Here is a 25,176-nt window from a genome sequence, read left to right as displayed (position 1 = left end):
CCTATAACCATAGCTCAAAAATAAAGTCATTATATCCCATCCCAAAAGTTGTTAATGGCTTAAATAATCCTATTTTTGTAAGGACAAAATTTGTCTCTAAAATAAAATTCAACAACGATGGAAACATTGGGTGAATATCTCAGAACACTAAGGGAATTGCAAAACTTGCCTATAAGAAAAGTTGCTGCGGCACTAGATATAGACCAGTCTACACTTGGCAAATACGAGAGAAATGAGAGGCTTCCCAAAAGAGAACTTCTGTCAGACTTCGCATCATTCTACAATGTTGCCGTTTCTGATTTGGAAAAAAAATACTTAACCGATAAGGTAGTATTCACCCTTTTAGAGGAAGAAAATCCAGAGAGTATTTTAGTTGAATGTAAAGACAAATTGAATTATTTAAAAAATAAAAACGGCGAATCGAAAATAAATGAATAAACTAACGTTTACAGGACACGAAACATTTCACTGTCGCCATTTTTGGTTGAAGAAAGGCTACGATTATCTTTCTATGGGACAGTCTTTCAAAAATCCAGATGCGGTAACAGCTTTAGGTGTGGGAAAGAATATGGTGATGTCTATTAATTTCTGGCTAAAGGCTTTCAATATAAATGACCAAAACGACCAAACTACTGTATTCGCCAATAAAATCTTTGATAGCAATACAGGTTACGACCCTTTTTTAGAATACGAAGGTACGCTGTGGTTGTTGCACTACAAATTGTTAGACACCAACCTAGCATCTATTTACCCTTTAGTTTTTAAAGAATTCCGAAAAGTTAGGGTTAATTCACAATTTACAATCCAGCAACTGCTAAGGTATTTGATAAGGACAGCTAATAACAATGAAACTTCGATAGCTGAAAACTCGCTGAAAAATGACATCAAGGTATTTATAAAAACATATTACCTAGCCGATAAGAACATCAAGGATATGGAAGACGATTTGTCGTCCATCTTCATCGACCTCAATCTTATTACTAAAATTACCGATACCGAGGAAGGTTCAGTTTTTCAATTAAAGGTAAGTGAAAGACCAGAGATACCTATAGAAATATTTTATTTCCTAATCTTAGATAAATTCCCGGAGCTTACGTCTATAAGTTTTGATGATATACAAAATAAGATAGGTGATGCATTTGCTTGCTCTACCGAAGGTACGGAACTCAAAATCCAGGAAATATCGGAAACTTTTAAAGATGTTGTTTATAAGAAGGATGCCGGAAGAAAAGAATTACAAATTAAAAATATCCCTAACAAATGGGATACATTAGAACGCTACTATAATGCATAAGTTTACAACATCCACAAATATTGAGCGCGATGCCGTAAACGACATCAATTACGTAGTTACACCCAACGCAAAAAATGTTTTTGAAAGAATAGTTTCTGGTTTTCAACAGGGACATCATTCATTTAATATAATTGGCTCTTATGGCACAGGAAAGTCCAGTTTCCTATGGGCTTTTGAAAAAAACCTTAATGATAGAAAACCTTATTTTGCTAATCTTAATGGCCAGTTTAAAGGATTTCAAAAATTTTCATTCTTAAAAATTATTGGGGAAGCCGCACCGTTAACAACAGTACTAAAGAAATCCTTTAAAGTTAAGGAAGATACAGCCAATACTAGTCTTATTGATACGATAGGCAGGCGTGCTGCATCGCTTAAAGATAAGGGTGAAATACTGGTCATCTTAATCGATGAGTTTGGTAAATTTCTTGAATATGCAGCCAAACACAATCCGGATAGCGAATTATACTTTATACAACAGTTAGCTGAGCTAGTAAATGATTCCAACAGGAATATTATTTTAATTACAACGCTACATCAAAATTTTGGTTCTTACGCCATTGACCTATCTCAAAACCAAAAGAATGAATGGGATAAGGTAAAAGGGAGGTTAATTGACATTTCGTTTGATGAACCCATTGAGCAACTACTTTATTTAGCGTCAGAAAGAATAGAGGATTTGAAAATTAAAAAACCAAAGGATATTGGTTTTGATGATTTATTCAATAAAATAAACGAAAGCAAGCTCGTCAGCAATTCGGAAACTCTGAATTACGATTTAGCCAATAAACTTTATCCTTTTGATATTCTATCGGCAAATATCTTGGCTCAAGCTTTGCAAAAGTATGGTCAGAATGAAAGGTCCTTATTCTCTTTTTTAGCTAATAGTAAAGTTTTCTTTGACAAAATAGATAAAGACAACCATACATTTTTTAATGTAGCCGATGTGTTTGATTATTTAACGATTCATTTAACCAGTGAATTAGAAGATAGATATTCAAACCCACACAAGCCTCAATGGAATACCATTGTAAAAGCATTGGATAAGGCAGAAGCGATTAATAATAAAGGATATGAGCATTTAGCAAAAATCATAAAGACCATCGGTCTGGTAAACTTATTCGCAAAATCTTTTGGTAGGCTAGATAAAACTTTCTTAGAAAATTATGCAAAGTATGCCTTAAACATTCCTGATTCCGAAACATATATTGAAAAACTCATAAGTCAAAAAATAATTAAATTCTATAATTATCGCAATAAGTTTTTCTTCATTGACGGAACGGACGTTGACATAGAGCAAGAATTGATTGATGCAGGTTCACATATAGACACCGCTATAAATATTGCTTCAAAAACCAAACACTATTTTAAAGAAAAATACCATTTTGCTAAGGAAGCATATTTTGAAATTGGTACGCCAAGGTTCTTTAAGGTAAATATATCTGATTACATTGAGAATACTACGCCTCAAGGGGAAATTGACGGCTACATACATATAATTCTCAATAAGGATGTAAAACTTAAGGATTTAAAAACTAACGATGCCCGACAACCTGCACAACTATATGTACTTCTCAAAGATTTTGAATTTGTAAAGTCCTGCATCTATGAAATCGAAAAGATAGATTTTGTATTGCAAAAGTATGCCGAGGACAATGTTGTAAAAAAAATTCTAACAGAAGAGAAGGCCCACGAAGTACAAAAACTACAAAAACTTCTAGAACACGGCATCTATGACAATGTTAATGCGGATTGGTTCTACCATGGTAAAAAGCTTAAGATTGATTCTAAGGTTTCCTTAAACCGAAATCTCTCTCTGATAGTAAAAGATGAATATTCTGAGACGCCTCGTTTTTTAAATGAGATGGTCAACAAAGAGTATTTAAGCACACCTATCTTAACTGCTCGTAAAAATTTGCTCAAAGATTTACTGCAGTATGCTGAGGAAGAAAACTTAAATTATGAAGATAGCAAGTTCCCACCTCAAAAATCGATTTATTTAGGATTGTTAAAAGCAACAGGAATACATCGGGAACAAAACAATGCATATTCCCTCAATGAACCTACAGATTCTACTTTTAGTCCGCTCTGGAATTATTGCAGCAATTTCTTGGAGGATTCAAAACATATTAAAAAGAACTTATCTGAATTATACGAATCGTTAACCAAACCACCATTTAAACTTAAAAAAGGGTTCATCGATTTTTGGGTTCCCATATTCCTTATTGTAAAAAATCAAGACTATGCTTTATTTCATAAAGGTTCTGGGTATGTGCCTTACCTAACTAGCGAAGTGCTTGACCTCGTGCATAAGAAGCCTTCAGATTATCAATTAAAATCATACAAAATTGAAGGTGTAAGACTGAATCTTTTCAATAAATACAAAGAGATTACAGGTGTAGATACATCTAGTAAAAAACCAGAAAGTTCGCTGATTTCTATTTTCAGTAGTTTCATAGCTTTTTACAATGCCCTACCGGAATACGTAAAAAAAACTAATCGATTAAGTCCACCAGCTAAAGGCTTAAGGGATGCTATAGCATCTGCTAAGGATCCAGAAAATGCGCTACTAGCAGAAATACCTAAAGGATTAGGATATAAAAATATTAACCTCGAAGAAAATGATAGTGAAATCCTGAATGATTTCATTGAGCGCCTAAATAGTGCTATCAGTGAAATAAGGGTTGCCTATGAAGGTTTGCTCAATAGGTATGAAGAAAATATATGTGACGCTCTGAACCTGAAAAGTAAAGATTTTATAGCTTACAAGAGTAAAATTCAAGCGCGTTACAGGTCGTTGAAACCACATTTGTTGATTCAAAATGAAAAAGTCTTTCTTAACCGCATAATGTCCAAATTAGACGAACGTGATTCTTGGCTAAAATCCATTGCTGATGTGATTCTTGGAAAGTCTATTGAGAAAATGAATGATGAGGATGAGGCACTTTTGATGGATAATACAAGAAAGATATTCTCAAATTTAGACAATTTATTGGAGTTACACTCTTTAGCAAATGAAAACGTAAATAATGAAATAGTACAGTTTCAACTAACAGATGTCTCAGGTAAAACCATAAAACAAAATATTGTTCTAAACTCTTCTGAAGAAAAGAAAGTTTCAGAATTACAAAAGGATTTGGCCAAAGTATTATCCAAAAATGACAAATTGAGTGCAGCTGCTGTAATTAGATATTTAAAAACTTTGCACGATGAAAGTTAAACACGTACTGGGAATTTCTGGAGGAAAAGATAGTGCTGCATTAGCACTTTATCTCAAAAACCTATACCCCGATTTGGATGTAGAGTATTATTCTTGTGATACAGGTAAAGAGTTAAAAGAAACTTATGAGCTTATAGAAGCACTAAACAGTAGGTTGGGAAAAGACATTAAAACAATTTTCGCAGTCGAACCAGAAAAAGAGACCCCTTACAAAACCACTTTTGACCATTTTTTGGCCGAGTATGGTGGTTATCTGCCCTCATCAACAGCAAGGTGGTGTACCAAGAAGCTGAAGCTAGAACCCTTTGAGAAATACATTGGTGATGAGCCTACAATATCTTATGTAGGAATACGTGGGGACGAAAATAGAGAGGGCTATATATCCAAAAAAACCAATGTACAGTCTATTTTTCCGTTTAGAAAAAACATTTGGAGTGAAGACGTTATAAAAGAAGTTCTAGCCAATAATAATATTCCCAAAATTACAAGTCTTTACGAAAGTCATAGCCCTAGTCATTTAAAAGAAGATATTCTCAATAAGGTCAAACTGCCTATTTCGCCAAGTTTTAGGCAAGGGCAAAAATTAGATTTTCTCTTAAACAGTGATATTAAATTATTCAATCGTGTGGTATTTCAATATTTAAAAGAAAATACTGATTACCCTGTTGCTTTTTTAGATGATTTCCCTTTGGTAGAAAACGATGAAAATTTAGTATTGGATGATATTTTTAAGATACTTGATGAGAGTGGTGTTGGAATACCCGCTTACTATCTAAAAAAGAAATACCAAGTAGAAATTGATGGTAAAATGGAAACCGGAACGTACTCACGTAGTAGGTCGGGTTGTTTTTTTTGTTTCTATCAGCAAAAAATTGAGTGGGTTTGGTTACTGGAAAACCATCCATCTTTATTTCAAAAAGCTATGGTATATGAAAAAGACGGGTACAATTGGATGGACAGCGAAACTTTAGAAGAATTATCTAAACCAGAGCGTGTTAAAGCCATAAAGAAAGAACATTTCACAAGAATGAAAAGACAGCTGAATAAAAGAACCACTAACAGTTGGAAAGATGAAATTATAGAAGCGGAAGGCCTAGGTTGCGCCAGCTGTTTCATTTAAAATATTAATATATGAGTGATAAAATCGATTTATCAATAGATGCCGGAAGGCTTTTGTTCGGGTTAAGTAGAATTGGCTACACAACGTCTGCCGCTATTTGCGATATTATAGATAACTCGGTAAGAGCAAATGCAAATAATATAAATCTCTTAATCAAGAAAGAACGTGAAGACTTTTCTGATAATAAGAGAAACAATGTCAAGGAATACATTATCATAGACGATGGTGATGGTATGGATGAAAATGCCATCAAAGAAGCACTCAAACTTGGCTCAACAGATGACCATTATGATGATAAATCGCTATCCAAATTTGGTTTGGGCTTAAAATCGGCCTCATTTTCACAAGGGGATGTACTAAAGGTTATTTCTTCAGATGGTACAGGATTCAACAAATACGAAGTCTCTCTTCCAAAAGTGATGGAAGCCAAAGAATATTTTGCAGAAAAAACTGAAATTGAAGAGAATGAATCTGAGCTCATTGAAACCTACCTAAAAGAAGGCAAAGGTACCATCATTATAATTTCTGCTATCCGACTCAACAACCATCCAAGTGTTAGAAATACCATTAAGGAACTTAAAACAAAAGTTGGTGTAATCTATTTCTATTTCCTATCAGAAAATGGTGTACACATAACCATTGGTGATAAGGAAATAAACGCCATTGACCCATTGTTTGTCTCAGAAGCCGACGAAAATGGAAACTTGAACGAAAATGAATGGGACGGGACAGAAGTACGATGGATAGAGAAACCAAAAGAGCTTACACTTGATGATGAACTACAAATTAATGTTACCATTGAGATAACCCAGCTTCCCTACCCACCTATCTATAGAATTAAGAATATTGGCGAATCAAGAGATAAGGAAGTACGTGAGAGATATTTAATTGAGGCGGGCAACTATGGCTTTTATGTTTATAGAAACAAGAGGCTTATATCTTGGGCTTCTAACCTTCAAGGTATTATCCCTTATGACCAAGATTTTTATGCTTTTAGGGGACGAATACTTATTAATGACGAGGCAGACGATTTCTTTAATATTGATGTGAAAAAATCATCGTTAACCCTCTCTGAAGAAGCATTTAGAAATATCAGTGATTTTACCAAGGAAGCTAAAAGTAAAAGCAAGGCAGCTTGGAAAAATGCGGGTAAGATAAGCCGCGACATTATAAATAAAGCACCTAATGAAATTGCTAACAAACTCTTAGAAGAATTTGAACAGATTGAAATTTTGCCAGGTGATGACCTACCTGACGAGGAAGTAGCTTTAGAACGATTAAAAGCTATTACTGATGATATGACCTCAAAAATCAAGTGGATAATCAAGATGATGAAAGAGGATAAAGGTGAAGAAGTGGACGATGTGGATGATGACTACACCGATGATGAAAAAGAAGAGGCAGTAAAAGGTGAAAAGAACCCTAACCTTACAAAAATATTCAGGGTATCATCCGTTGAAGACAACCTACTTTGGGAACCTTATTATGATACCGATTTGGGCAATTGTGTTAGGATTAATAAAATTCACCGCTTTGCAAGGTTAATCTATGAAGACAATGCCGAAAATAGAGATTTACAGATTCTTTTCGATTTAATGATGCTTCAATTTGCCGATTCCGAGCTGTATGCCTATAAGAATATTGAAAAATATGAGTACGACGACCTTAAAGTCATTTTAAGAGAGTCAAGAAGGATTGTATCTGAATTTTTGGCGAATATGTGCAGGAAACTAGAGAACGATTTGCCACCAAATTACAGTGACGAAAAGTATGCTTGAGACTAGTATCCTAGGCGCCTTTAATGGCGCCGACCAAGCTTATATTTACATCTGGCTTTCTAAAAAACATAAATTTGTTTATGTAGGGATGACCAATAGTTATACCGGCACAATTGGAAGGGCAGGTGCCCATTTTAACAGAAAGGGAACCTTACGAAAACGGTTTATTGAAACCCGAGGTTATGAAGTCAATGATGTTGACGATATTTTACTCTTATCCTTTCCTCTGCCAAAACCAAGGGAATTTACCTCAGTAGAAAAATCATATAGAGAGGCTGTAGAATATCTTGTACAAAAAGAACTGATATTGTTACGCGGTAAGCTCAATCCCACTTTTGATGTTATTTCGTGGGTAAGACTTAGTCCAAGAACAGGAAATTCAAAAATCAAGAAATTAGCAGCTTCTATTGTGAATTCCTTTGAGACTAATTATTCCCGTTTTTAATTGTATATATCAATGTGTCCAACTGAGCTTGAGTTGTAGTAGCACCAAAACTAATGCGAATGCTTCTATCGGCTATTTCTTTACTCAGTCCCATACTTTTTAGCACGTGCGATTCTTCTATTATTCTAGAGTTACAAGCAGAACCCATTGACACCGAAATTAAGTTCTTGTTCTTAAGGATAAATGACTCGGCATCCTGATGTAAGAGTTGAACATTAAGAATATAAGGGCTTTTAGTTGCCGAAACCGCATTAACTTTACCTAATTCTAACTGATGTAATTCTTGCTGAAAACGAGTATTCAACTTTTGAATTCTTTCATAATTAGTCTTCATCTCAGACATCGCTAGCTCACTTGACTTTCCTAACCCTACAATTCCTGGAACATTTTGAGTCCCTAGATTTACGGATTCGATAAGTTGCTTAACCATTATGCCCGATTTAGTCTTAGCTGTTGATTTGATTAATAAACCACCAATACCTTTTGGCCCATAAATTTTATGAGCGTTGAAACATAATATATCTATATGTTCCTCTTGGAAGTTTAGCGGAAGTTTCCCGTAGGACTGTGTTGCATCTGTAAAAAATAGAATATTCTTCTTTTTACATAAAGTCCCAATATCTCTAATATCTGTAACAACACCGGTTTCATTATTCACGTGCATTAAAACTACAAGTACCGTGTTCTTACCAATGCTTTGTTCCAATGCCTGCATATCGATTTTTCCATTCTCATCGACATCAAGATAGGTTACCTGAGCACCAATTTTTTCTAAATCCTTACACGTATCCAGAACTGCTTTATGCTCTGCTTTAGAAGTGACTATATGGTTTCCCGTACCCAGACTATTATAAAATACTTGACTTATAGCCAATTTGATGGACTCAGTTGAACCACTTGTAAAAAAGACCTCGTCCTCTTTACAATTTACAAGTTTGGATATCTGACTTTTTGCATTTACAACTGCTTTGGAAGCTAGTTCACCTTGCATATGAGTGCTACTGGATGCATTCCCAAAATAACTGAGAAAGTATGGTGCCATCGCCTCATAAACTTGTTCATTCACTGGTGTGGATGATGCAAAATCAAAATAAATAGGTCCTTTTATCACTTCTTTATAAAAATCAAATGCAAAGTTAAAAATATTAAACCAATCTCTATTTTAAGCCGGGAATAATAAATGATAACGATAAATAGTATAATTACATAAAGCCAAATAGTTTCTAAGTAATTGTTTAATTTGATTGCTTTCGATGAAATTTTGAGGATAAATGAAAGTAGAATAAGGCTACTTACCTAGTTTTAAAATCCGAAATGCACCTTGAATTACCAAGATGAATACGATTGTTCCGATAATCAAATCAGGTCTATTGGAATTTAACCAATTGACTAAAACTCCTGCGGTTATAACTCCCAAGTTGATAATTACATCGTTAGATGTGAAAATCATACTTGCCTTCATATGTGCCTCATCTTTGCTTTTTGATTTTTGTAAAATGTAAAGACAAATTCCATTTGCCGCAAGTGCGAAAATCGAAACGATAATCATAGTGGAAAAATCAGGAAGTTTTTCTGTACCAAAAAACCGTCTTAAGACTTCTGCAAATCCAACTATTGCAAGTGCTATTTGAAAATATCCTGCAAGTTTCGCAATTCGTTTCTTTTTTATCAAAGTTCCACCAACCGCAAACAAGCTAATTCCATAAACGAAACTGTCCGCAAGCATATCCAGACTGTCCGCAACTAATCCCATTGATTTTGAAATCAGTCCCGTCGTCATTTCTATTAAAAAGAAAAGAAAGTTAATGGCAAGGACTGACCAAAGCAGCTTTTTTTGGTTTGTGCTTTCATCAAAATCAGTTTGGTCGGTATGTTGTGTCGAAATCTTCTTTCCACCTAAATTCAATTCAATAATAGACTTTTCAATTTGGTCATTTTTCCCATTATGAAAAACAGCTAGCATTCTATTGGGGATGTCGAAATCTAAATATTTAATCTCTGAAATACCATCCAGTTTCATTCGGATTAGATTCTCTTCCGATGGACAATCCATTTTTTGAATCTCAAATAGGGTCTTTTGCATATCTATCCTCAGTTGCTATTATTAGTGGAAAAAATAATACAAATGTAATTAACTACTAGTGCAACCCGATTGCAAAGATTATCTGTTACAGTTGTCGCACAAGCCTTTTACAACCATATTGGCTTGTTGTAATTTGAAATTAGCAGGTAGTTCAATATTGGGAATAGGGACATCAAAAAGACAAAAGGTTCTATCGCAATTTGTACAATAAAAGTGATAATGCAGGTCTTTTGGGTCGCAGTTACAGCCTTCCGCACAAACTGCATATTTGGTCATTCCAGAGCCATCTTCAATGCTGTGGATAACTTTGTTTTCCTCAAATGTTTTTAGTGTTCTGAAAATAGAACTTCTATCCGTATAGGGCAGCGCATTTTCAATATCCTTTAATGATTGAGCTTTTTCTAGGCTTAAAAGATGGCGCAGAACAACCGTTCGTACTGCGGTGTTTTTTACTTTTTTTATTTTTAGGATTTCTTCTTCCGTTTGCATTTTCCTAATATATCATTTTTTAGAGTATTGTCTTTTCAGCAACAACTTTTGTTTTCTTGAATCGGCGGACAAGGCACAGTTCCGTAAGAACAATAAACACAACAATCTCCTTCATTTGGTTTTAGAACCGTTTTGCAACTCTCACATTCATAAAAGAATTGACAGGATTCCGTTGGCATTTCTTCTACTTTTTTATGTCCGCAGTTTGGGCAAGTTATTTCAGATGTCAATATAGTTTCCATTATTTTTCTTTTTTGTCGGTCACGTTATAACCTGTAGAATTAATTGCTTTCTCAATTTCCGCTTCATTGGTCTTGGTTTTATCAAATTCAATGATTGCATTTCCACTTTCGTATGATGCTTTTGAGCTCACGATTCCGCTGAGTTTATTTACTTCGTGGTTTACGTGTTCCTCACAACCCGAACAGGTCATTCCACTAATTTTAAATTCAGTTGTTTTAATATCCGATTTATCTACTACGATAATGTGTTTTGCCGTGTCTGGGTAAAAAATTCCTGAATAGTATGGAAATGCCAACATTACTATTGCAAATACAGTTATAATTCCTAAAAAAGTTTTGGACTGTGTGAATTTTGGTTTTTCGTCTGTCTCACATTCACAATCGATTTCCTTTTTAGGCTTTAGCATTTGATACCAGGCAAAACAAAGAACTAAAATTGTAAGCCCGATTAGGTAAGGTCTAAAAGGTTCTATCCAAGAGAATGTTGAAGCAATCCCACTTGTTCCTGCGATAAGAGCCAAAACAGGCGTAATACAGCATAAGGAAGCTGTAATTGCAGTTAGCAAGCCTGCTCCAATTAATTTATTTTCACTTTTCATATTGCTTCTAAAACTTTGTTCTTATCAAGTATTGCGAAAAACGGATTGAGTAGTTTTTCATATTCAGCGGTCAATGAGTAATAAATCGTTTGGGCTTCTCTATCGGTTTCTAATAGATTTCGGTCTTTCATTTTTCTCAAATGCTGGGAAATGGCCGAAATATTCATTCCAAGAATATCACTTAAATCACAAACGCAAAACCTATCTTCTTCAAAGAGTAGGTATAGTATTTTAAGTCTTACGCTATTCCCAACTAATGAAAGTCCATTCGCCAAATAGTCGAACGATTCGTTTAATTCCGAAACCGTGTCTTTGCAACGATTAATTTGTTCTAAATCGGCTTGTTGTCTTATGCAAGAATTATTGTCCATAAAGCAAAGTTACATTATTTTATTATTTAAGCAAACACTTAAATATATAATATTTAATATAGCAATTATTTGATTAATAGAACTGCTAGAAACAAATGGCAGTAGTCTAGTTTCTAAATGACTTATATAACAAAACTACTTCTGCAATAAATTGTAGTACAATAGCTTTTAAACTTTTTGTCAACTCTAAAAATATATCTTTCATAATAGTATTAGTTTTTAATAGATAATAAAATGGCTAAGGCAATTAATTTGATATTCTTAGAAGCAGAAATATAACTGCTTTCATCCCTATTACTCAAAAAACCCAGTTCCAAAAGAACCGAAGTACAATAGTCAATAGTTTCACGTAGTACCTGAAAATTTGCAAACTTCACTCCTCTACTTTTATATCCTATGGCTTTGCAAAGTGCTTTTTCAATTTGATAACCTGTATAAATAGATTCTTTGGAATTATTTGTTCCCTTTTGTGAAGCATAAACTTCTATCCCTCTTGCATCTGGATTATCTGAATGATTGCAATGCAGCGACACAAACAAATCTGCTTTTAGAGCTTTGGCCAGCTCCGTTCTATCCGATAACGAAATGAGGGTATCACTGTACCTGGTCAGATAAATATCCAAAGGCTTTTCCAATTCATTATTTAGCCTCAAAATGGCGGTTGCAATATCCATTACAACATCCTTTTCTTTGATGCCATTTACACCTATGGCGCCAGCATCTTTTCCACCGTGACCAACGTCAATTACAATTCGTTTTTGAGAACTCTTTTCTTGTCCAAAAACGATACACATTTTTAAAAGCAAAAAGGCAAAACTGACGTTTTTGAGTACTTTTTTCATTTTCAATTTTCAGATTATCAACAAATTTCTTTCAAAAACCCATAGAATTTGATGCCAAATAATGGCAAATAAATTCAATTGGTTTTAAATAATATTTTATTCACAAATATTTTATTTTCAGTTATTTATAAACAAATATATGTAAATTTCTAACAACAAAAACAACGCGAAAATCTAAACAATTTTATTATGAAAAAATCACACTTTTTAGCATCAGTTCTTTCGCTCTTATCCACTTCGCTTTTTGCTCAAATTGGTGGAATTGAAGATTCGGTCAACGATGTAGGTGATACCATCAGAGCCATCTTCCCGATTTTACTTGGTGTCATTTTCCTAGTAGGTTTCCTATTTAACGCAGGGCATTTCTTTGGGGAAAAGGCAGACCTCAAAAAAGGGATAACAAGGGTACTTGTGTTTGTATTGATTGCTGGTGCAGTTGTCGGCATCTTCACTTACCTAATCGGAATCGTAGTATAGATGAAACGCTTCGAAGTCTATAAAAACATCAGGAAACGGGCGGTCATTTTTGGACTGCCTATTTCCCTATTTGCCTTAATGATGGTTTCAATACTCGCGTCTTTGTTAATCATTATTTTTTCGTTCAGCTTCTTAGTGATTATTGGTGTTATGGTTTTTAACGCTGCTTTATATGTTGCTTTGACAAGAATAGCCCATAACCCACAACTTTTTCAGATGGCTAAAGCCTTCCCAAGAATCATAAGTAACAAAAGAAACTCAGGCTTAGACTATGAACAAGATTAACCTTTCGGCATATCAACCTATTACGGATATTCAAGACAATATCATATTTGCCAACAATGGTAATGTGGTCTTATGCTACGAAGGGAATCTACCTGAAATTTATTCCCTGTCTGAAAAAGACTTTGAAGACATTCACAGTGCCTGGTTTCAGGCTTTGAAATCCTTACCTGTCGGCACAGTAGTCCATAAACAGGATATCTACCTAAAGCAAACTTATTCTTCAGAAAAACTTCCCAATACAACGTTTTTAGAAAAAGCAACACACGACCATTTCAAAGGACGTGATTATATGGAACATCGTTGTTTTTTGTTCTTTACACTCACTAAGAACAAGGCTCTAAATAATTCAAAATATGTCAACCCTTTCCGCAAAGTTTCCAAAGGAATTGTCCAACAGTTAGATGACAACGTCAAGAGTTTCATTGGGTCTGTTAGTGATTCTGTTTCCTTCATAAACAATAGCCGAAAAATGACTTTTGTTCCGCTTAAAGCGGGCGACATTCAACGACTCACAAATGGTTATTTCAATGGTTTTAATGACGGGTTTGACACCGATATCATATTAGATAAAAAAAGCGTCAATATTGGCGAAAACCATTTTGATGCCCTAGCCATTAATAGCGAACTGTGCTTTGGCGAAAGTGTGCAGAGTAGCAAAACCAATGAGAGATTCACTTCTGACGATTTTGTATTTCATCAGGGGTTTATTGATGGCTTAGGGCTTACGCTTAATGAAAATCATATCGTCAATCAAATCCTATATTTGGATGACAAACAGAAGTGGCGCAAGCTGCTAGATAAGAAAATTGAGGAACTAAACAAAAGTTCCAACTTCGGTTCACAGAACAAAGTAGTTCTAGGCAAAATTCAACACATTCTGGACCAAATCAATGCCGATGACAATGCTCGTATTATTCGTGGTCATTTAAACATCATCTATTGGGCTCGGGAAGACCGAGAGCTAGACAGAATTGGTTCTAAAATAAAAACTGAGTTTAAGGAATTGGATATCATTCCATATTATCCTAGAGGTGAAGAACGCAAAAATTATATACTAAACAGTTACTGCTGTTTTTCTTCTAATTTCTCTAATAACGATTTATATGTTACCGATTTAAAACACGCTTTATGCCTATTCATCAACAACACCAATTACAAGACTGATGAAACCGGAATCATCTTTAATGATAGGGAACACAATGTTCCTGTTCTAAAAGATGTTTGGGACGAGCGTAAGAAGCGTATTAAGGCAAGAAACTTTGCCATTTTTGCCCCTACTGGTGAAGGCAAATCTTTTTTGGCAAATAACATTCTACGCCAATATTTTGAAAGTGGTGTCCGCCTAGTCATAATTGACCTCGGTGGATCCTACACCAAATTTGCCAAACTATATCCTGAGAAATATACAGTGCTTCGCTACGAAAGTGGAAAAAACTTAGGCATCAATCCTTTTTATATAAGTGATGCAAATGACCTGACACCAGAACGTTTGGAAGACTTGTCTGTTTTCTTGTTTGAACTATTTGCTTCAGACTTAAAAGTTACCAAAGCACAATCGGTTTCCGTTAAAAAGATATTACGCCATTATTATAACAACACTTCAGAAAATCATTCTTTAGATGGTTTCTACAACTTTATAGAAAGGAATCAGAAAGGCCTTCTGAATACCTTAAAAATCCATCCCGACTACTTCAATATTACAAGCTTCTTGCACGTAATGTCAGAATATGTCGGCGATGGTCTATATAGCTTTCTTTTCGAAGTTAGCGAAGATCAGACCTATAAAATTGAAGACAAACGATTAATAGTTTTTGAACTGGATGAAGTGAAGGACAATAAAGAAATCTTGTCCGTAATGTTGAAGCTGATAAAGTCTGCCATTCAAAGAACCATTTGGAAAAATAGAGCTGAAAAAGGCATCATCCTTTTCGATGAGTTTGCCAAACAATTGAAGTTTGATAACGTGCTGGAAAGTGTAGAATTCTACTATCAAGCCATTCGTAAACAGAATGGTGCCATCGGGATTATTCTACAATCCATCAATCAGCTACCCAACAATTCAACATCAGCTAGTATTCTAGAGAACACACAAGTCATTTATAGCTTGAATAATGAAAAAGGTTATGACGAATTGGTGAAACGGCTCAACCTTTCGAGTCACGATTTAAACCAATTAAAGTCTATTAAAAATAATCTTTCCGGACCACGAAAGTATACCGAAATGTTCATCAAAATAGGAAAGGAAAGCAACATTTTTAGGCTTGAAGTTCCTAAAGAAGTGTATGCAGCTTACCTAACCGATGGACAGGAAAATGAGGCCATAATGGCCATTTATGAAAAGACCAATGATATGGAATTGGCAATTAAAGAATTCACATCTAAAACATAATATTATGAACACAAAAATCAAAACAATCCTATTCGGGCTATTCTTAACGGTTAGCCTTTTATTGCCTAGCAGTGCTTCCGCTCAAGGAATGCCAGTTTATGACAACACCAACTTTGTCAGCCTAGTAAAACAGCTTATAGAATCAGGTAAGCAGACGGCTGAAATGATTAAGTCTGTAAAATTCCTGAAAGATGCTAAAGAGGCTATTGAGAAAGTATCCAGCGTCGTCCAACAGTTAAGAGCAGTCGAGGAAATTGCACAGAACAACCAACGCCTTATCAATGTAATGCAAAACGATTTACAGGATATTCTGAACTCGCCTTACATCAAACCAGAAGAAGTCACTCGGGTTGCGGAATCATTTGATGCCATCGTACAAAATTCATTGGATACAGTGGATTTTATTGATGAAGTTTTATCCAGCGATAATCTAAAAATGTCTGATGCCGAACGCGCCGAAGTCTTGAAACAGAAAGAACGAGAATCCAAAGAAATGGTGTCCAACATTACTACCAAAACGAAACGCTATAAGGACATTATTTCATTCAGAAAAATGCAGGATAAAGTGAATAACCGTGATACTACTTATTAGAAAAAGCAATGTCAATTGGACTAGAATATATCGATACCGTTTTTCAAACGATACAAAATAGTAGCTTCTCGCAATATACCATTGCCGGGATGAAGACACTTGCCGTCCTGTTTTTTCTGGTCAATATTCTCAAAAAGTATAACGAAGGTGTTGCCGATAAGGATGGTTATACTTGGGGATTAAGCCCGGGGGAACTAGCAAAGAACTTCGCCGTGGTTCTTCTGGTTATATTTTCAACCCAAGTGCTTGGGTTCTTTGATGGTATTCTAGTTTCGATAGAGTCTCAATATCGTGGAACTGCACCTGCTTTATTGCCTTTACAGATGCAAGACATCCCCATAGAAGAAGATATAAATCTTATGGATGCAGCAAAAAATGCTATGACACTGTTGTATGAGGCTTTAGTCACACCCCTATATGGATTCAAAATATTTGCATTTATCATCAGTCTTATTCTATGGATATTGGACTTGTTCATCTATCCCTTATTCCTAGCAGAGCGCTACTTTCTATTGGGTATAATGCAAGCGTTTTTTCCACTCGTCATTAGTTTGGCGGTTTTTGAGAAATTCCGCTCGCTTGCCTATACATTTTTCAAATTGTACGCAGCCGTTTATATGTTGGTGCCTGCGTTCTTTTTAGTCAACGTTTTTGTAAATGCACTCTATACTGAAATCAATACGAACTTCTGGACAAATCTATTTGGGACAGATGTTGGCCAAGGCTTTTTTGCACCTGTGGTACAACTCGGGTCGGTAATTTTTATTGTTTTTCTAAAATTCAAACTATACAGACGTGCCACAACTTTTACCCTCAGATTATTTACTGCCTAAGGCAGATAAAAAAATAAAAATATGAAAACACCATACAAGAACATATACAAGGTCTTAAAATTGAATAGGTTTATCATCTTGGCAGTTGTCATTTTTGCGATGCTATCGAGCACCTTTTCCTTATGGATGGCGTTTAAAACTAAAAAGGACGCACTCAATAGTGCTTTTGCCATCAATACAGACGGAAGTATCATTCCTCTCAAGCTTGTTACCCAAAAAGAAAATTTCAGGGTAGAGGCTTTAGCCCATTTAGACCTGTTCCACAACTATTTCTATAATATCGATGCCAGTAATTACGAGCGTAATCTGGAAAAGGCACTTTGGTTAGGCAATAGCTCTGTGGACAATCTCTATCGACAGAAAAAAGCGGATGGTGTCTATAACCGATTGCTGCAATACTCGCTTGTTCAAAAAGTGTTGAGTATTGATTCCCAAGTCGAAGAACAAAATGGTACATACCGCTTTAGAACGGTAACCATATTCAAAATCAATAGAGGTTCTATAATAGATACCTACGAATTGGTTTCTAGTGGAAACTTAATTCCAGTTGATAGAAACTTTCCAAACAACCCTCACGGCTTGTTGATTACCAACTATTTTGAGAACACCTTAAAAAAACTGAGCGATGAAAATTAAGCCGATAATTGCCACTTAAAAAACCAAGATTATGAAAGTAGAAAAAAACAAAATTGTCTTTGCAGCTGTATTGGCCGTGATTTTCTTATTTCTTATTTCCTATTCTGTAATGATTATGGGTGATGATGAAAATGAAACTGAAAATCTTGAACAGACCTTGGTTCCGGACTTGGAAGAAAATCAAAAAGAATATGATTCCAAGCTCGATGCCATTAACGATTTAAAAGAAGTCCGCGAAACCAATGCACCAAGCATCTACGATGAAAAATTGATTGATTCCTTGGGCTTTTATGACCCAGATTTACCAGAACGCGAAAAAAAACGTATTGTGGATAGTATTTATGAAGCAGGTAAGATTCAATATTCAGAAAAGAAGTATCGAAACTTAGGGCGAAAGAAAGTTGCTCAAAAGAACGTACAACAAATCGATTCAGCCGAAATAATAAGAGAACAAAAAATTCAAGCTAAAGTATTAGGGCTTGAACATCAGTTATTTTTTGCCGCTTCGCCTAAACCCAATGATGCTTTGATTATAGGCAATACCGATGAAACCATCTATGTAGTTGTGGATGGCGAACAGCTCGTACAGGCAAACAGTAGATTACGAATGCGCCTAACAAAAGCAGCTACTATCAATGGTAAATTGATACCAAAGAATACCCCTGTCTTTGGGTTTATCAGTTTTCAACCTAATCGTGCCTTGATTGAGATTGAAAATATAAATCACCATCCCACAAGACTCAAAGCATTTGATTTGCAAGACGGAAGTGAAGGCATTTATGTCGAGAATAACTTTAGGGCTGAAGCAACGAGAGAGGTACTCGATGATGTCATCGGTGATATCAATATCCCAAGTGTTCCGCAAGTGGGCGGAATTACCCAAGTGTTCCGACGCTCTAATCGAAGAGTTAAAGTAACCGTGCTTAATAATTACAGATTAATACTAAAGGCCGACAATCGGCAATAATTAAAAGATACTATTATGAAAACTTACCTTATCGCCATAATGGTTTTTTGTATAAACCATATGATAGCTCAACAGCCACTTGACACCATTTACGCTAACGACACCAAAAATGTAGCCTTGTTTTTTCCAGAACCTATCAGACAAGGCATAACTGGTTCAGATAATTTTGTTTTTACTTACAATCGTGAGAAAGAACAATATTTTGGACTACTTCAGGCAAAGCCTGGTAAGGAAAGTAATCTATTGGTAATCAATAGAAATGGTTCAATTTTTTCGTATATTGTAAGGTATAAAAAACAGCTGTCAAAGCTCAATTATTTCATTCCGCTATCTAACAGTATCGGGAATGAAAAGCCTACTGTAACAGATTCGACTAAGGTTGTAACTTCTGAAAAACGTATAGATAACAGCACTTATTATTATCAAAAATTCTGCTCATATCTTCTTAACAGAAACCAGCGTATTGGTCGAATCAAGAAGCGAAATGAAGGCATTACATTAAGTGTTGAGAATATTGTTTTTGATAAAGAAGAGCTCTACTTCGTTATCCAGGTTGAAAACAATTCTACGTTGGATTACGATTTAAATTTTCTAAATCTTTTTGTCGAGACTCGACAGAAAGGTAAAAAGAAATCTTTGCAACGTTTGTATCAAAAACCTATTTACAAGTACCAATTGCCATCAAAAGTTGTAGAAGGTAAAAAGGTGCGATTGGTTTATGTAATATCAAAATTTTCATTATCCAGTGAACGTAGGGTAATTTTAGAATTGAACGAGAAAGACGGCGAACGAAATATTGAACTGAAAGTATCACATAGATTTATCAATAACCCAAATTAATAGTATTATGAAAAATTTAGTCATTTGCTCACTTGTGCTTCTCTTTATATCCTGTACTGGAAGTAGTAATATGTCACCTTCTGAAACTGCTAAAGTTGTCGCCGAAAGCTTTTATCACGGTGATAAAGTAACGCTTAAAAAACACACTACTGCAGAAGGCTTTACCAATCTTTCCAGTATTCAAGAACTATTTGTTCAGGATAAAAATTCAGAATCTAACTTTAAGATTGTTGATGAAGCTATGGAAGGTGAAGTTGCTTGGATAAAATATTCCACAGTCTATGACCCTAAGCCTGGCGTTTTTAAATTGGTTAAAAAAGATGGGCAATGGAAAGTAACACACAATGGACCGAGGGATAAAGGGCCTTTTTAAAAGTTTAATTTCTTAAAATTTACCGAACTAACTTTCAGTGTACAAAAGATACTGAATAGCCACATTTATGCCTTAATTGTAAAGAAATCAATCGGACTAAAAAGTAAAAAATATTAAGTATAGATAGAAAAGTCAGCAATTAATCTATTTTACAACTATACTTACACCACCTATTACACCACCTATTACACTACCTTTTTGACGATTAATTGAATATAAACTCTGGACGAAAACAATCTAGTGTTCTGATTTTAAGAAATCGTATAGAATTACTATATCACTAATCTTCTCTATCTACAAATTTGATGTGGTCTTTAGATGTTAGTACGTTTGGAAACATTGGGATTAAATCTTGATTTTTAGACAGTCTCATTTCAATATCATCCCTATTCCACCAAAAAGTCCAAATTCCTTTAGACTGCAACGATTCAAGTTTTTCGGTTAATGGTGCAGATATTTGTGTATTAACCGCTAAGAAAAACCCTTGTGAATCGTGAGTCTCTACGGTATCTCTAATATCCATAACTTTTCCTTTTCCAATTGTAGATTTTCCCGATTTGCATTGACCTACAACTTTAATCAACTTTTTTGGCGGTGTGATATCTGACATATATTCATTTATTACATTCCACTCAATAATTAAATCTCTACCCTTATCCCCTTGATTAACAGGTGCAGGTCTTCTTACACTTTTCACGCTTGGCTCACGCTCCAATAGTGCTTTAACTAATAATTCGAATTGCTCCGGACAGACCTTTTCTTTCCATTTAAACTGTGATATTGGAAATAATAGTTCTGATTCTCTATTATGACGCTGTCTAATAAGCTCTTTTTCTTTTTTATATTCTTCAAATCCACATATTCTACCTAATGCAATAATATAATCTTCCATTACAGTAACAACCATATTTTCCATAGGAATAACCGGGTATCCTTTTAGTTTTCCATCTTTATTGATAATATTGAAATATTCGTCCAGCTCAAATCTTGTGTCATCGTGAACAAAGTTTTTTATGTTATCGCTTAGCACAAATGTACCATTCTGTCCTTTCAACTGTTCAGTTTTATCTGCACACAAGTCTAATGTTGCACTGAGAAATTTTGCGAGACTACTTGATTTTATCATCGTCACTTCAACTTCTATGTCATAGAAATACACCCATTCAGGTCGTTCTCGGTCTCCATAATTGTTACGGCTGGATATACTATGTAAATCTGAGAATAAAGCTTCTACGTCTTCAAGGGAATACTTGTAATTTGAATTATCAATATTTTCAGCTTTTAAACATTTATCACAAGGACAACCTGAAAAATACCATAAGCTTTCTCGCCAAAATGCAACCATTTCTATAATTTCCGTGATAACTTCAATAAGTTGTTTAGCAGTCGATATTCCGTGTAAAATTGGGACTTGAACTGGCACCAAATACCTTCCCCAAATCTCATCAGGCACAACAGGGTGCGCAATGTCAAATTGCTCGCAAGAAATCCCTGTTTTATAAAACCTTAAAAAGGATGTAAACATTAGACTTAAAATAACGTGCGCATCGGATCTGTCACCTGTGTAAAAGACATCGTACGTTCTTTGAAGGAAGTAAAATGATAAATTCTGGTTTTCATCTAATTGAAGAAAAAGTGTTATTCCAGAGGATTGGTCAGTAAATATCTTGAAATAATTATCTTCAGCGATTTCAATTGTTAAGCGATATTTTTCACATAATTCTTCAACAATTTCTTTTAGTTTATGTATTTCTTCAGTGTCTTCTATTTTCATTTATAGCATTGATGTATATGTATTAGTTAAAAATATTTTACTGTACATAAATATAACATTATCCTATCAGAGTAATAATTGTGATTTAAGACAACGATTTTTAGCTACTTAAATATCGATTTCACATCGCTATATATTTTCTCAAAATTAGCTTCTAAATCTGATTTGGAAAACTGCTTCGATACGTTTGGTAGTTCTCGTTGAATTTGAGCTAATTTAAATTGAATTTTCTTGTCCTTACCATCGGCATAGGTAATAAACTCACCCTGTTTCAATCTGAAGAATACATCCGCCCTTATTTTTGGGATTTCCTTTTCGCCTGTCGTTACGCGCGTGTCAAAATCGAGATTATACCCACGACTAATACTTTTCGTTGGATTTTTAATAATTTCAAAAAAGCGTTCATAATATTTTGCAGTATCTGGGTCGTTGACCTTACCGAAAAACTGATAGGACAAATTGCTTAAAATTGCTTTGCTTGCCTTGTCTCCATACATCATATCATTTTGAATTTTGTCTTGCATCACATAGATGGTAGCAATGTCATAGCTTCTTAACGTTGCAGGAATACGGTGCATATTTAGCAACCTTATGGTTGGTGCTTCTTCCATCAATAAAAATGAAGGTCGCGAATTGCGTATGCTCATTTGTTTGGTAATAGTGTGAATTATGGTCGCAATTACAGGTGAATAAGACGTCTCATATTTAGGGTTATTGACTACCGAAATGATGGCAGGGTTTTTCTCATTATTAATATCCAATGGCACTTCATCAGCGGATAATGTCATAAAAATGCGTTGTGTGCTAATTCGTTTCAGCGCATTGGCCAGGGTGCTTTTGACACCAGCAGTCTGTCTATCCGAATCTTTTCCACTAATAAAGGCATCAGCCATTGCTCGCGATGTCGTGTTGGTTTCCAAAAACTGAATAAGGCTATCCGTATCCAATAACTGATAAATAGCTATTAAATGTGGTAGTGTGCAGTATTTGGGGTAATCCGTCTTAAGTTTCCAAATTAAACCACCTATCAAACCTTCAGCGGCATCGTTAAAAAATTTTGTTGTACCAGTTGTTCCAGATTCTCGCTGTTCCAAAAGATTTTCAATCAACACCCTCGACACCTCATTTACGCTTTCCTCGTTCTCTAAATAATGAGGTGCAATAGGATTTACCCTATGGATAATTTTATCGAAGGAAAAGACCTTAAACGGAATATCACTATCCTTAAACAATGGATATGCCATTTCGGTCAGCTCAAAGTCTTTGTAGTCGTGAATAATTCCGCAAAAACCCTCTTTCTGGAAATGTTTTAGAAATCCATAAACCACACTTTCAGTTTTTCCGCTTCCGGCGGATCCGATGACGGATGCGCCACGTTTAATATTATCTAGTTTGAAGTTTCCTTTATTCGTAGAAAAACTGACTTGGTGTTTTGTATTTCCATTATGTGTGTCTTCAGTTTTATGCAGAAAAACATACAATCCTATGTTAATTAGCATTAGAGGACACAACAAATACAATACTATCGAAACCAATCCATTTGCTTCAGAAAGATAGAATACGAGAAATGAAAGCAGTACGATATTCAAAATAAACGCATACTTGTTTACTCGAAATAGCACATATAAAACAGTACTGGCCAAACCAATAATTGAAAGTATTGTTATAAGATTGTCTATTTGCATATCCACTATATTCCTATTGAACTTGATTTTATGGCCACTTCAGCGCCACGTCTTAACCGTTTGAAAACTCGAAGCGCAATTTGTGCTTGACTAACTGGAATACTAGGAACAATTGGCAGACCCGTTTTCGTCATCATTTTGAAAGCCAATGCTTTTTCGTTGGCGGGTAATTTCATCAAGGCAGCAAAGTAGAGCTGGGGATTTTTCACAAAATCCTTTCGTGCTTTGTAGGTCTCGGCAAAGTTGCGTTTATAGCCAAATGTTTTGTCAAATGTTTTTTCTGCTTTTTCGAAGAATTTATCCCTGTCAAAACCACGCTTTACATTCTTACCGTGCATTTCAACTTCTGAAGCTTTGTGCTTACTGCCTGGGGAAAGGCTAACCGAGTTAGAAGCGTCTTTTCTGCTCACGATAATATGGATATGACTTTGGTTTCCGTCTTTTTGCATTCCCTGGACTATCCGTTTTCCATTTTGCTGATGTGGTACCTGGCGTTCCAATCTGGCAATTTCCTTCTTTATTTTTTTGATATTCCCTTCAGCTCGTCCTTCCTGAATATTTCGAATTTCCGTTTTGAGTTGCAATATTTTTGTAGCAAAAGGTTGGTTTTCTCTTATCTGTTTGTCCGTTCCCTTAAAGATGCGCTGGTGTTCAATTTTGGCGAAGTATTTTATATCATCAATGGTGATAGCTCGTCCATTAATTTCCCGATAGAAGCTAGCAACATAATCTTTCATAAGCTCACGAGTGTAGGTTTTTAAATCTTGGCTGTTGTTCTGAAGTTTTCGCAATTCATATTTTGAAGGACTGACAGTAATCGAATAAAACTTGGGTTCTTTCTTTTTCAACTTTGCGGTGTTTCCATCAATTTCTTTTACGACTTCTTCAGCGGAAATCTCATCGCCATATTGATTGAAAAAATGTTCTATATCCTGTTGTTCCAAACCTTCATTTTCCTTCTCTAAATACCCGACAAAATCGGCCGAACTTTGTGAATAATTGTTACCCAGTTTTTGAGGGGTTATTGTAATATACATAGCTTACAAAATTAGAGTTGATTACTTGGATTTTGTTTTTCACGAAAGCGCACTTCCTTCTTTTCTTCAGCATATTTCTTTTCGACAATCAGCGGTTTTTTTGTTGGTTCTTCCGTTTCAAACAGCGATTGAATCATAGCCACCGTAGGTTTGGTTTGTGTCTTTTCTACGTCTCGCATTATGGCAATGACCGCATTGATTCTTTTGAGTAATTTAGCTTCAATAGTACGACCAGTTGGTCCTAATTTTTCCTTTGGGGAAATTTCATTGTAGAAGAAAAAATCGAGCATCGTGGACATTGCCTCGGTGTGCGATTTGAAGTAAGTACGTGAGAAAGTTTGGAATCGTTTTGCGGTTTCCTTTTTAAATCTAATTCCAGTAAATGAGTCCATATTTCGCCGATTTGTCGCAAAATCTTCCCTAAAAATGGGCGTTCTCAGCCCGTTTGTCGCAAATCGTTGATTGTCAAGAAATTGTAATAAATTTAATTAGCTGATTATCAGTTAATTAAAAACGAAAAGGAATCCGAAACATCGCGAAGCGTGTTACCCTCTTGCTATTCCCTTTCGTCCCGCGAGCGGGACAAAAATCCATACAATCCGGCTAAAAAGCCGATTGCCATTTTTCAGGAAAATGATTTTCCAGTATGTTTAATTTCGATGTGTAAGGGTATCGGCGAAAGTCAAAAATTGGATAACCTTACTTTAATTTGTATGCTGAATTTCAGCAAGGTAAAGATACATTTTTTTTATTGAACCTGATTTGAATTGTATAAAAAAACACCTCTAAAAATGCAGAGGTGTTGGGT

26 protein-coding genes are annotated in these 25,176 nt (G+C 35.1%); 15 read left to right on the top strand and 11 right to left on the bottom strand.

Annotated elements, in window-relative coordinates:
* The first annotated feature begins 117 nt into the window (after positions 1–117).
* Genes AC2H4K_RS10045 through AC2H4K_RS10020 form a run of 6 tightly spaced genes read left to right on the top strand, consistent with a single transcriptional unit; the run spans position 118 to position 7,854 of the window.
* Positions 118–438, top strand: a complete 321-nt coding sequence (locus AC2H4K_RS10045) for a helix-turn-helix domain-containing protein (protein WP_281139022.1) — start codon at positions 118–120, stop codon at positions 436–438.
* Positions 431–1,294, top strand: coding sequence for a DUF4007 family protein (locus AC2H4K_RS10040; protein ID WP_281139023.1), 864 nt, complete (start codon positions 431–433; stop codon positions 1,292–1,294). The genes AC2H4K_RS10045 and AC2H4K_RS10040 overlap by 8 nt, the downstream gene beginning before the upstream one ends.
* Complete coding sequence (locus AC2H4K_RS10035) at positions 1,287–4,511, top strand: P-loop NTPase family protein (protein ID WP_281139024.1); 3,225 nt, start codon at positions 1,287–1,289, stop codon at positions 4,509–4,511. The genes AC2H4K_RS10040 and AC2H4K_RS10035 overlap by 8 nt, the downstream gene beginning before the upstream one ends.
* Positions 4,501–5,631, top strand: coding sequence for a phosphoadenosine phosphosulfate reductase family protein (locus AC2H4K_RS10030; RefSeq protein ID WP_281139025.1), 1,131 nt, complete (start codon positions 4,501–4,503; stop codon positions 5,629–5,631). Before AC2H4K_RS10035 ends, AC2H4K_RS10030 begins: the two co-directional genes overlap by 11 nt.
* An 11-nt stretch (positions 5,632–5,642) precedes the next feature.
* Positions 5,643–7,409, top strand: coding sequence for an ATP-binding protein (locus AC2H4K_RS10025; RefSeq protein ID WP_281139026.1), 1,767 nt, complete (start codon positions 5,643–5,645; stop codon positions 7,407–7,409).
* Positions 7,402–7,854 carry a hypothetical protein gene (locus AC2H4K_RS10020; protein WP_281139027.1) on the top strand — a complete coding sequence of 151 codons (453 nt, stop codon included), beginning with the start codon at positions 7,402–7,404 and terminating at the stop codon, positions 7,852–7,854. The genes AC2H4K_RS10025 and AC2H4K_RS10020 overlap by 8 nt, the downstream gene beginning before the upstream one ends.
* Here the strand turns inward: AC2H4K_RS10020 and AC2H4K_RS10015 are convergent.
* The 7 genes from AC2H4K_RS10015 to AC2H4K_RS09985 all read right to left on the bottom strand — a co-directional run bounded on the left by AC2H4K_RS10015 (position 7,835) and on the right by AC2H4K_RS09985 (position 12,480).
* Positions 7,835–8,965 (bottom strand): cysteine desulfurase family protein, encoded by a 1,131-nt coding sequence (locus AC2H4K_RS10015; RefSeq protein WP_281139028.1) that lies wholly within the window; start codon positions 8,963–8,965, stop codon positions 7,835–7,837. The two genes, AC2H4K_RS10020 and AC2H4K_RS10015, sit on opposite strands and share 20 nt — an antisense overlap.
* A 177-nt stretch (positions 8,966–9,142) precedes the next feature.
* Positions 9,143–9,937, bottom strand: coding sequence for a cation efflux transmembrane domain-containing protein (locus AC2H4K_RS10010; protein WP_281139029.1), 795 nt, complete (start codon positions 9,935–9,937; stop codon positions 9,143–9,145).
* A 78-nt stretch (positions 9,938–10,015) separates the two neighbouring features.
* Complete coding sequence (locus AC2H4K_RS10005) at positions 10,016–10,426, bottom strand: Fur family transcriptional regulator (protein ID WP_281139030.1); 411 nt, start codon at positions 10,424–10,426, stop codon at positions 10,016–10,018.
* 35 nt (positions 10,427–10,461) lie between these two features.
* Positions 10,462–10,668 (bottom strand): GDCCVxC domain-containing (seleno)protein, encoded by a 207-nt coding sequence (locus AC2H4K_RS10000; RefSeq protein ID WP_073240407.1) that lies wholly within the window; start codon positions 10,666–10,668, stop codon positions 10,462–10,464.
* The gene (merTP, locus tag AC2H4K_RS09995) at positions 10,668–11,267 is read right to left on the bottom strand and encodes a mercuric transport protein MerTP (RefSeq protein WP_281139031.1); all 600 of its coding nucleotides are present in this window, start codon (positions 11,265–11,267) and stop codon (positions 10,668–10,670) included. The genes AC2H4K_RS10000 and merTP overlap by 1 nt, the downstream gene beginning before the upstream one ends.
* On the bottom strand, positions 11,264–11,638 hold the full coding sequence (locus AC2H4K_RS09990) for an ArsR/SmtB family transcription factor (RefSeq protein ID WP_281139032.1): 375 nt from the start codon (positions 11,636–11,638) through the stop codon (positions 11,264–11,266). Before AC2H4K_RS09990 ends, merTP begins: the two co-directional genes overlap by 4 nt.
* Positions 11,639–11,850: 212 nt before the next feature.
* Positions 11,851–12,480, bottom strand: coding sequence for an N-acetylmuramoyl-L-alanine amidase family protein (locus AC2H4K_RS09985; protein ID WP_281139033.1), 630 nt, complete (start codon positions 12,478–12,480; stop codon positions 11,851–11,853).
* Positions 12,481–12,669: 189 nt separating this feature from the next.
* Here AC2H4K_RS09985 and AC2H4K_RS09980 point away from each other — a divergent pair, with 189 nt between their 5' ends.
* The 9 genes from AC2H4K_RS09980 to AC2H4K_RS09940 are packed head-to-tail and all read left to right on the top strand — an operon-like array spanning position 12,670 to position 19,872.
* Positions 12,670–12,957 (top strand): hypothetical protein, encoded by a 288-nt coding sequence (locus tag AC2H4K_RS09980; protein WP_281139034.1) that lies wholly within the window; start codon positions 12,670–12,672, stop codon positions 12,955–12,957.
* Positions 12,958–13,242 (top strand): hypothetical protein, encoded by a 285-nt coding sequence (locus AC2H4K_RS09975; protein ID WP_281139035.1) that lies wholly within the window; start codon positions 12,958–12,960, stop codon positions 13,240–13,242.
* Positions 13,229–15,631 carry a TraG family conjugative transposon ATPase gene (locus AC2H4K_RS09970; RefSeq protein ID WP_281139036.1) on the top strand — a complete coding sequence of 801 codons (2,403 nt, stop codon included), beginning with the start codon at positions 13,229–13,231 and terminating at the stop codon, positions 15,629–15,631. Before AC2H4K_RS09975 ends, AC2H4K_RS09970 begins: the two co-directional genes overlap by 14 nt.
* A 4-nt stretch (positions 15,632–15,635) precedes the next feature.
* Entirely contained in the window at positions 15,636–16,223 is a 588-nt protein-coding gene (locus tag AC2H4K_RS09965; RefSeq protein ID WP_281139037.1) for a conjugal transfer protein, read from the top strand.
* 8 nt (positions 16,224–16,231) lie between these two features.
* Positions 16,232–17,056 (top strand): hypothetical protein, encoded by an 825-nt coding sequence (locus AC2H4K_RS09960; RefSeq protein ID WP_281139038.1) that lies wholly within the window; start codon positions 16,232–16,234, stop codon positions 17,054–17,056.
* Between the two features lie 21 nt (positions 17,057–17,077).
* On the top strand, positions 17,078–17,692 hold the full coding sequence (locus AC2H4K_RS09955; protein WP_281139039.1) for a conjugal transfer protein TraK: 615 nt from the start codon (positions 17,078–17,080) through the stop codon (positions 17,690–17,692).
* Between the two features lie 31 nt (positions 17,693–17,723).
* Positions 17,724–18,659: a conjugative transposon protein TraM gene (gene traM / locus AC2H4K_RS09950; protein WP_281139040.1), complete on the top strand. Its 936-nt coding sequence runs from the start codon at positions 17,724–17,726 to the stop codon at positions 18,657–18,659.
* A gap of 39 nt (positions 18,660–18,698) precedes the next feature.
* Positions 18,699–19,499: a DUF4138 domain-containing protein gene (locus AC2H4K_RS09945; protein ID WP_281139334.1), complete on the top strand. Its 801-nt coding sequence runs from the start codon at positions 18,699–18,701 to the stop codon at positions 19,497–19,499.
* A gap of 7 nt (positions 19,500–19,506) precedes the next feature.
* Positions 19,507–19,872 carry a hypothetical protein gene (locus tag AC2H4K_RS09940; RefSeq protein ID WP_281139041.1) on the top strand — a complete coding sequence of 122 codons (366 nt, stop codon included), beginning with the start codon at positions 19,507–19,509 and terminating at the stop codon, positions 19,870–19,872.
* 280 nt (positions 19,873–20,152) lie between these two features.
* Here AC2H4K_RS09940 and AC2H4K_RS09935 read toward each other — a convergent pair whose 3' ends face one another.
* From AC2H4K_RS09935 to AC2H4K_RS09920, 4 genes are all read right to left on the bottom strand, one after another.
* The gene (locus AC2H4K_RS09935) at positions 20,153–21,646 is read right to left on the bottom strand and encodes a restriction endonuclease (protein ID WP_281139042.1); all 1,494 of its coding nucleotides are present in this window, start codon (positions 21,644–21,646) and stop codon (positions 20,153–20,155) included.
* 104 nt (positions 21,647–21,750) lie between these two features.
* Positions 21,751–23,331 carry a type IV secretory system conjugative DNA transfer family protein gene (locus tag AC2H4K_RS09930; protein WP_281139043.1) on the bottom strand — a complete coding sequence of 527 codons (1,581 nt, stop codon included), beginning with the start codon at positions 23,329–23,331 and terminating at the stop codon, positions 21,751–21,753.
* 5 nt (positions 23,332–23,336) lie between these two features.
* Entirely contained in the window at positions 23,337–24,368 is a 1,032-nt protein-coding gene (gene mobB, locus AC2H4K_RS09925; RefSeq protein WP_281139044.1) for a MobB family relaxase, read from the bottom strand.
* Between the two features lie 11 nt (positions 24,369–24,379).
* Positions 24,380–24,760, bottom strand: a complete 381-nt coding sequence (locus AC2H4K_RS09920; protein ID WP_246906060.1) for a BfmA/BtgA family mobilization protein — start codon at positions 24,758–24,760, stop codon at positions 24,380–24,382.
* Positions 24,761–25,176: the final 416 nt, after the last annotated feature.

The sequence above is a fragment of the Winogradskyella sp. 266wxhm genome, from assembly GCF_058964685.1.
The sequence above is the reverse complement of the archived record's forward strand: the minus strand, read 5'-3'. Positions and strand labels throughout refer to the sequence as shown.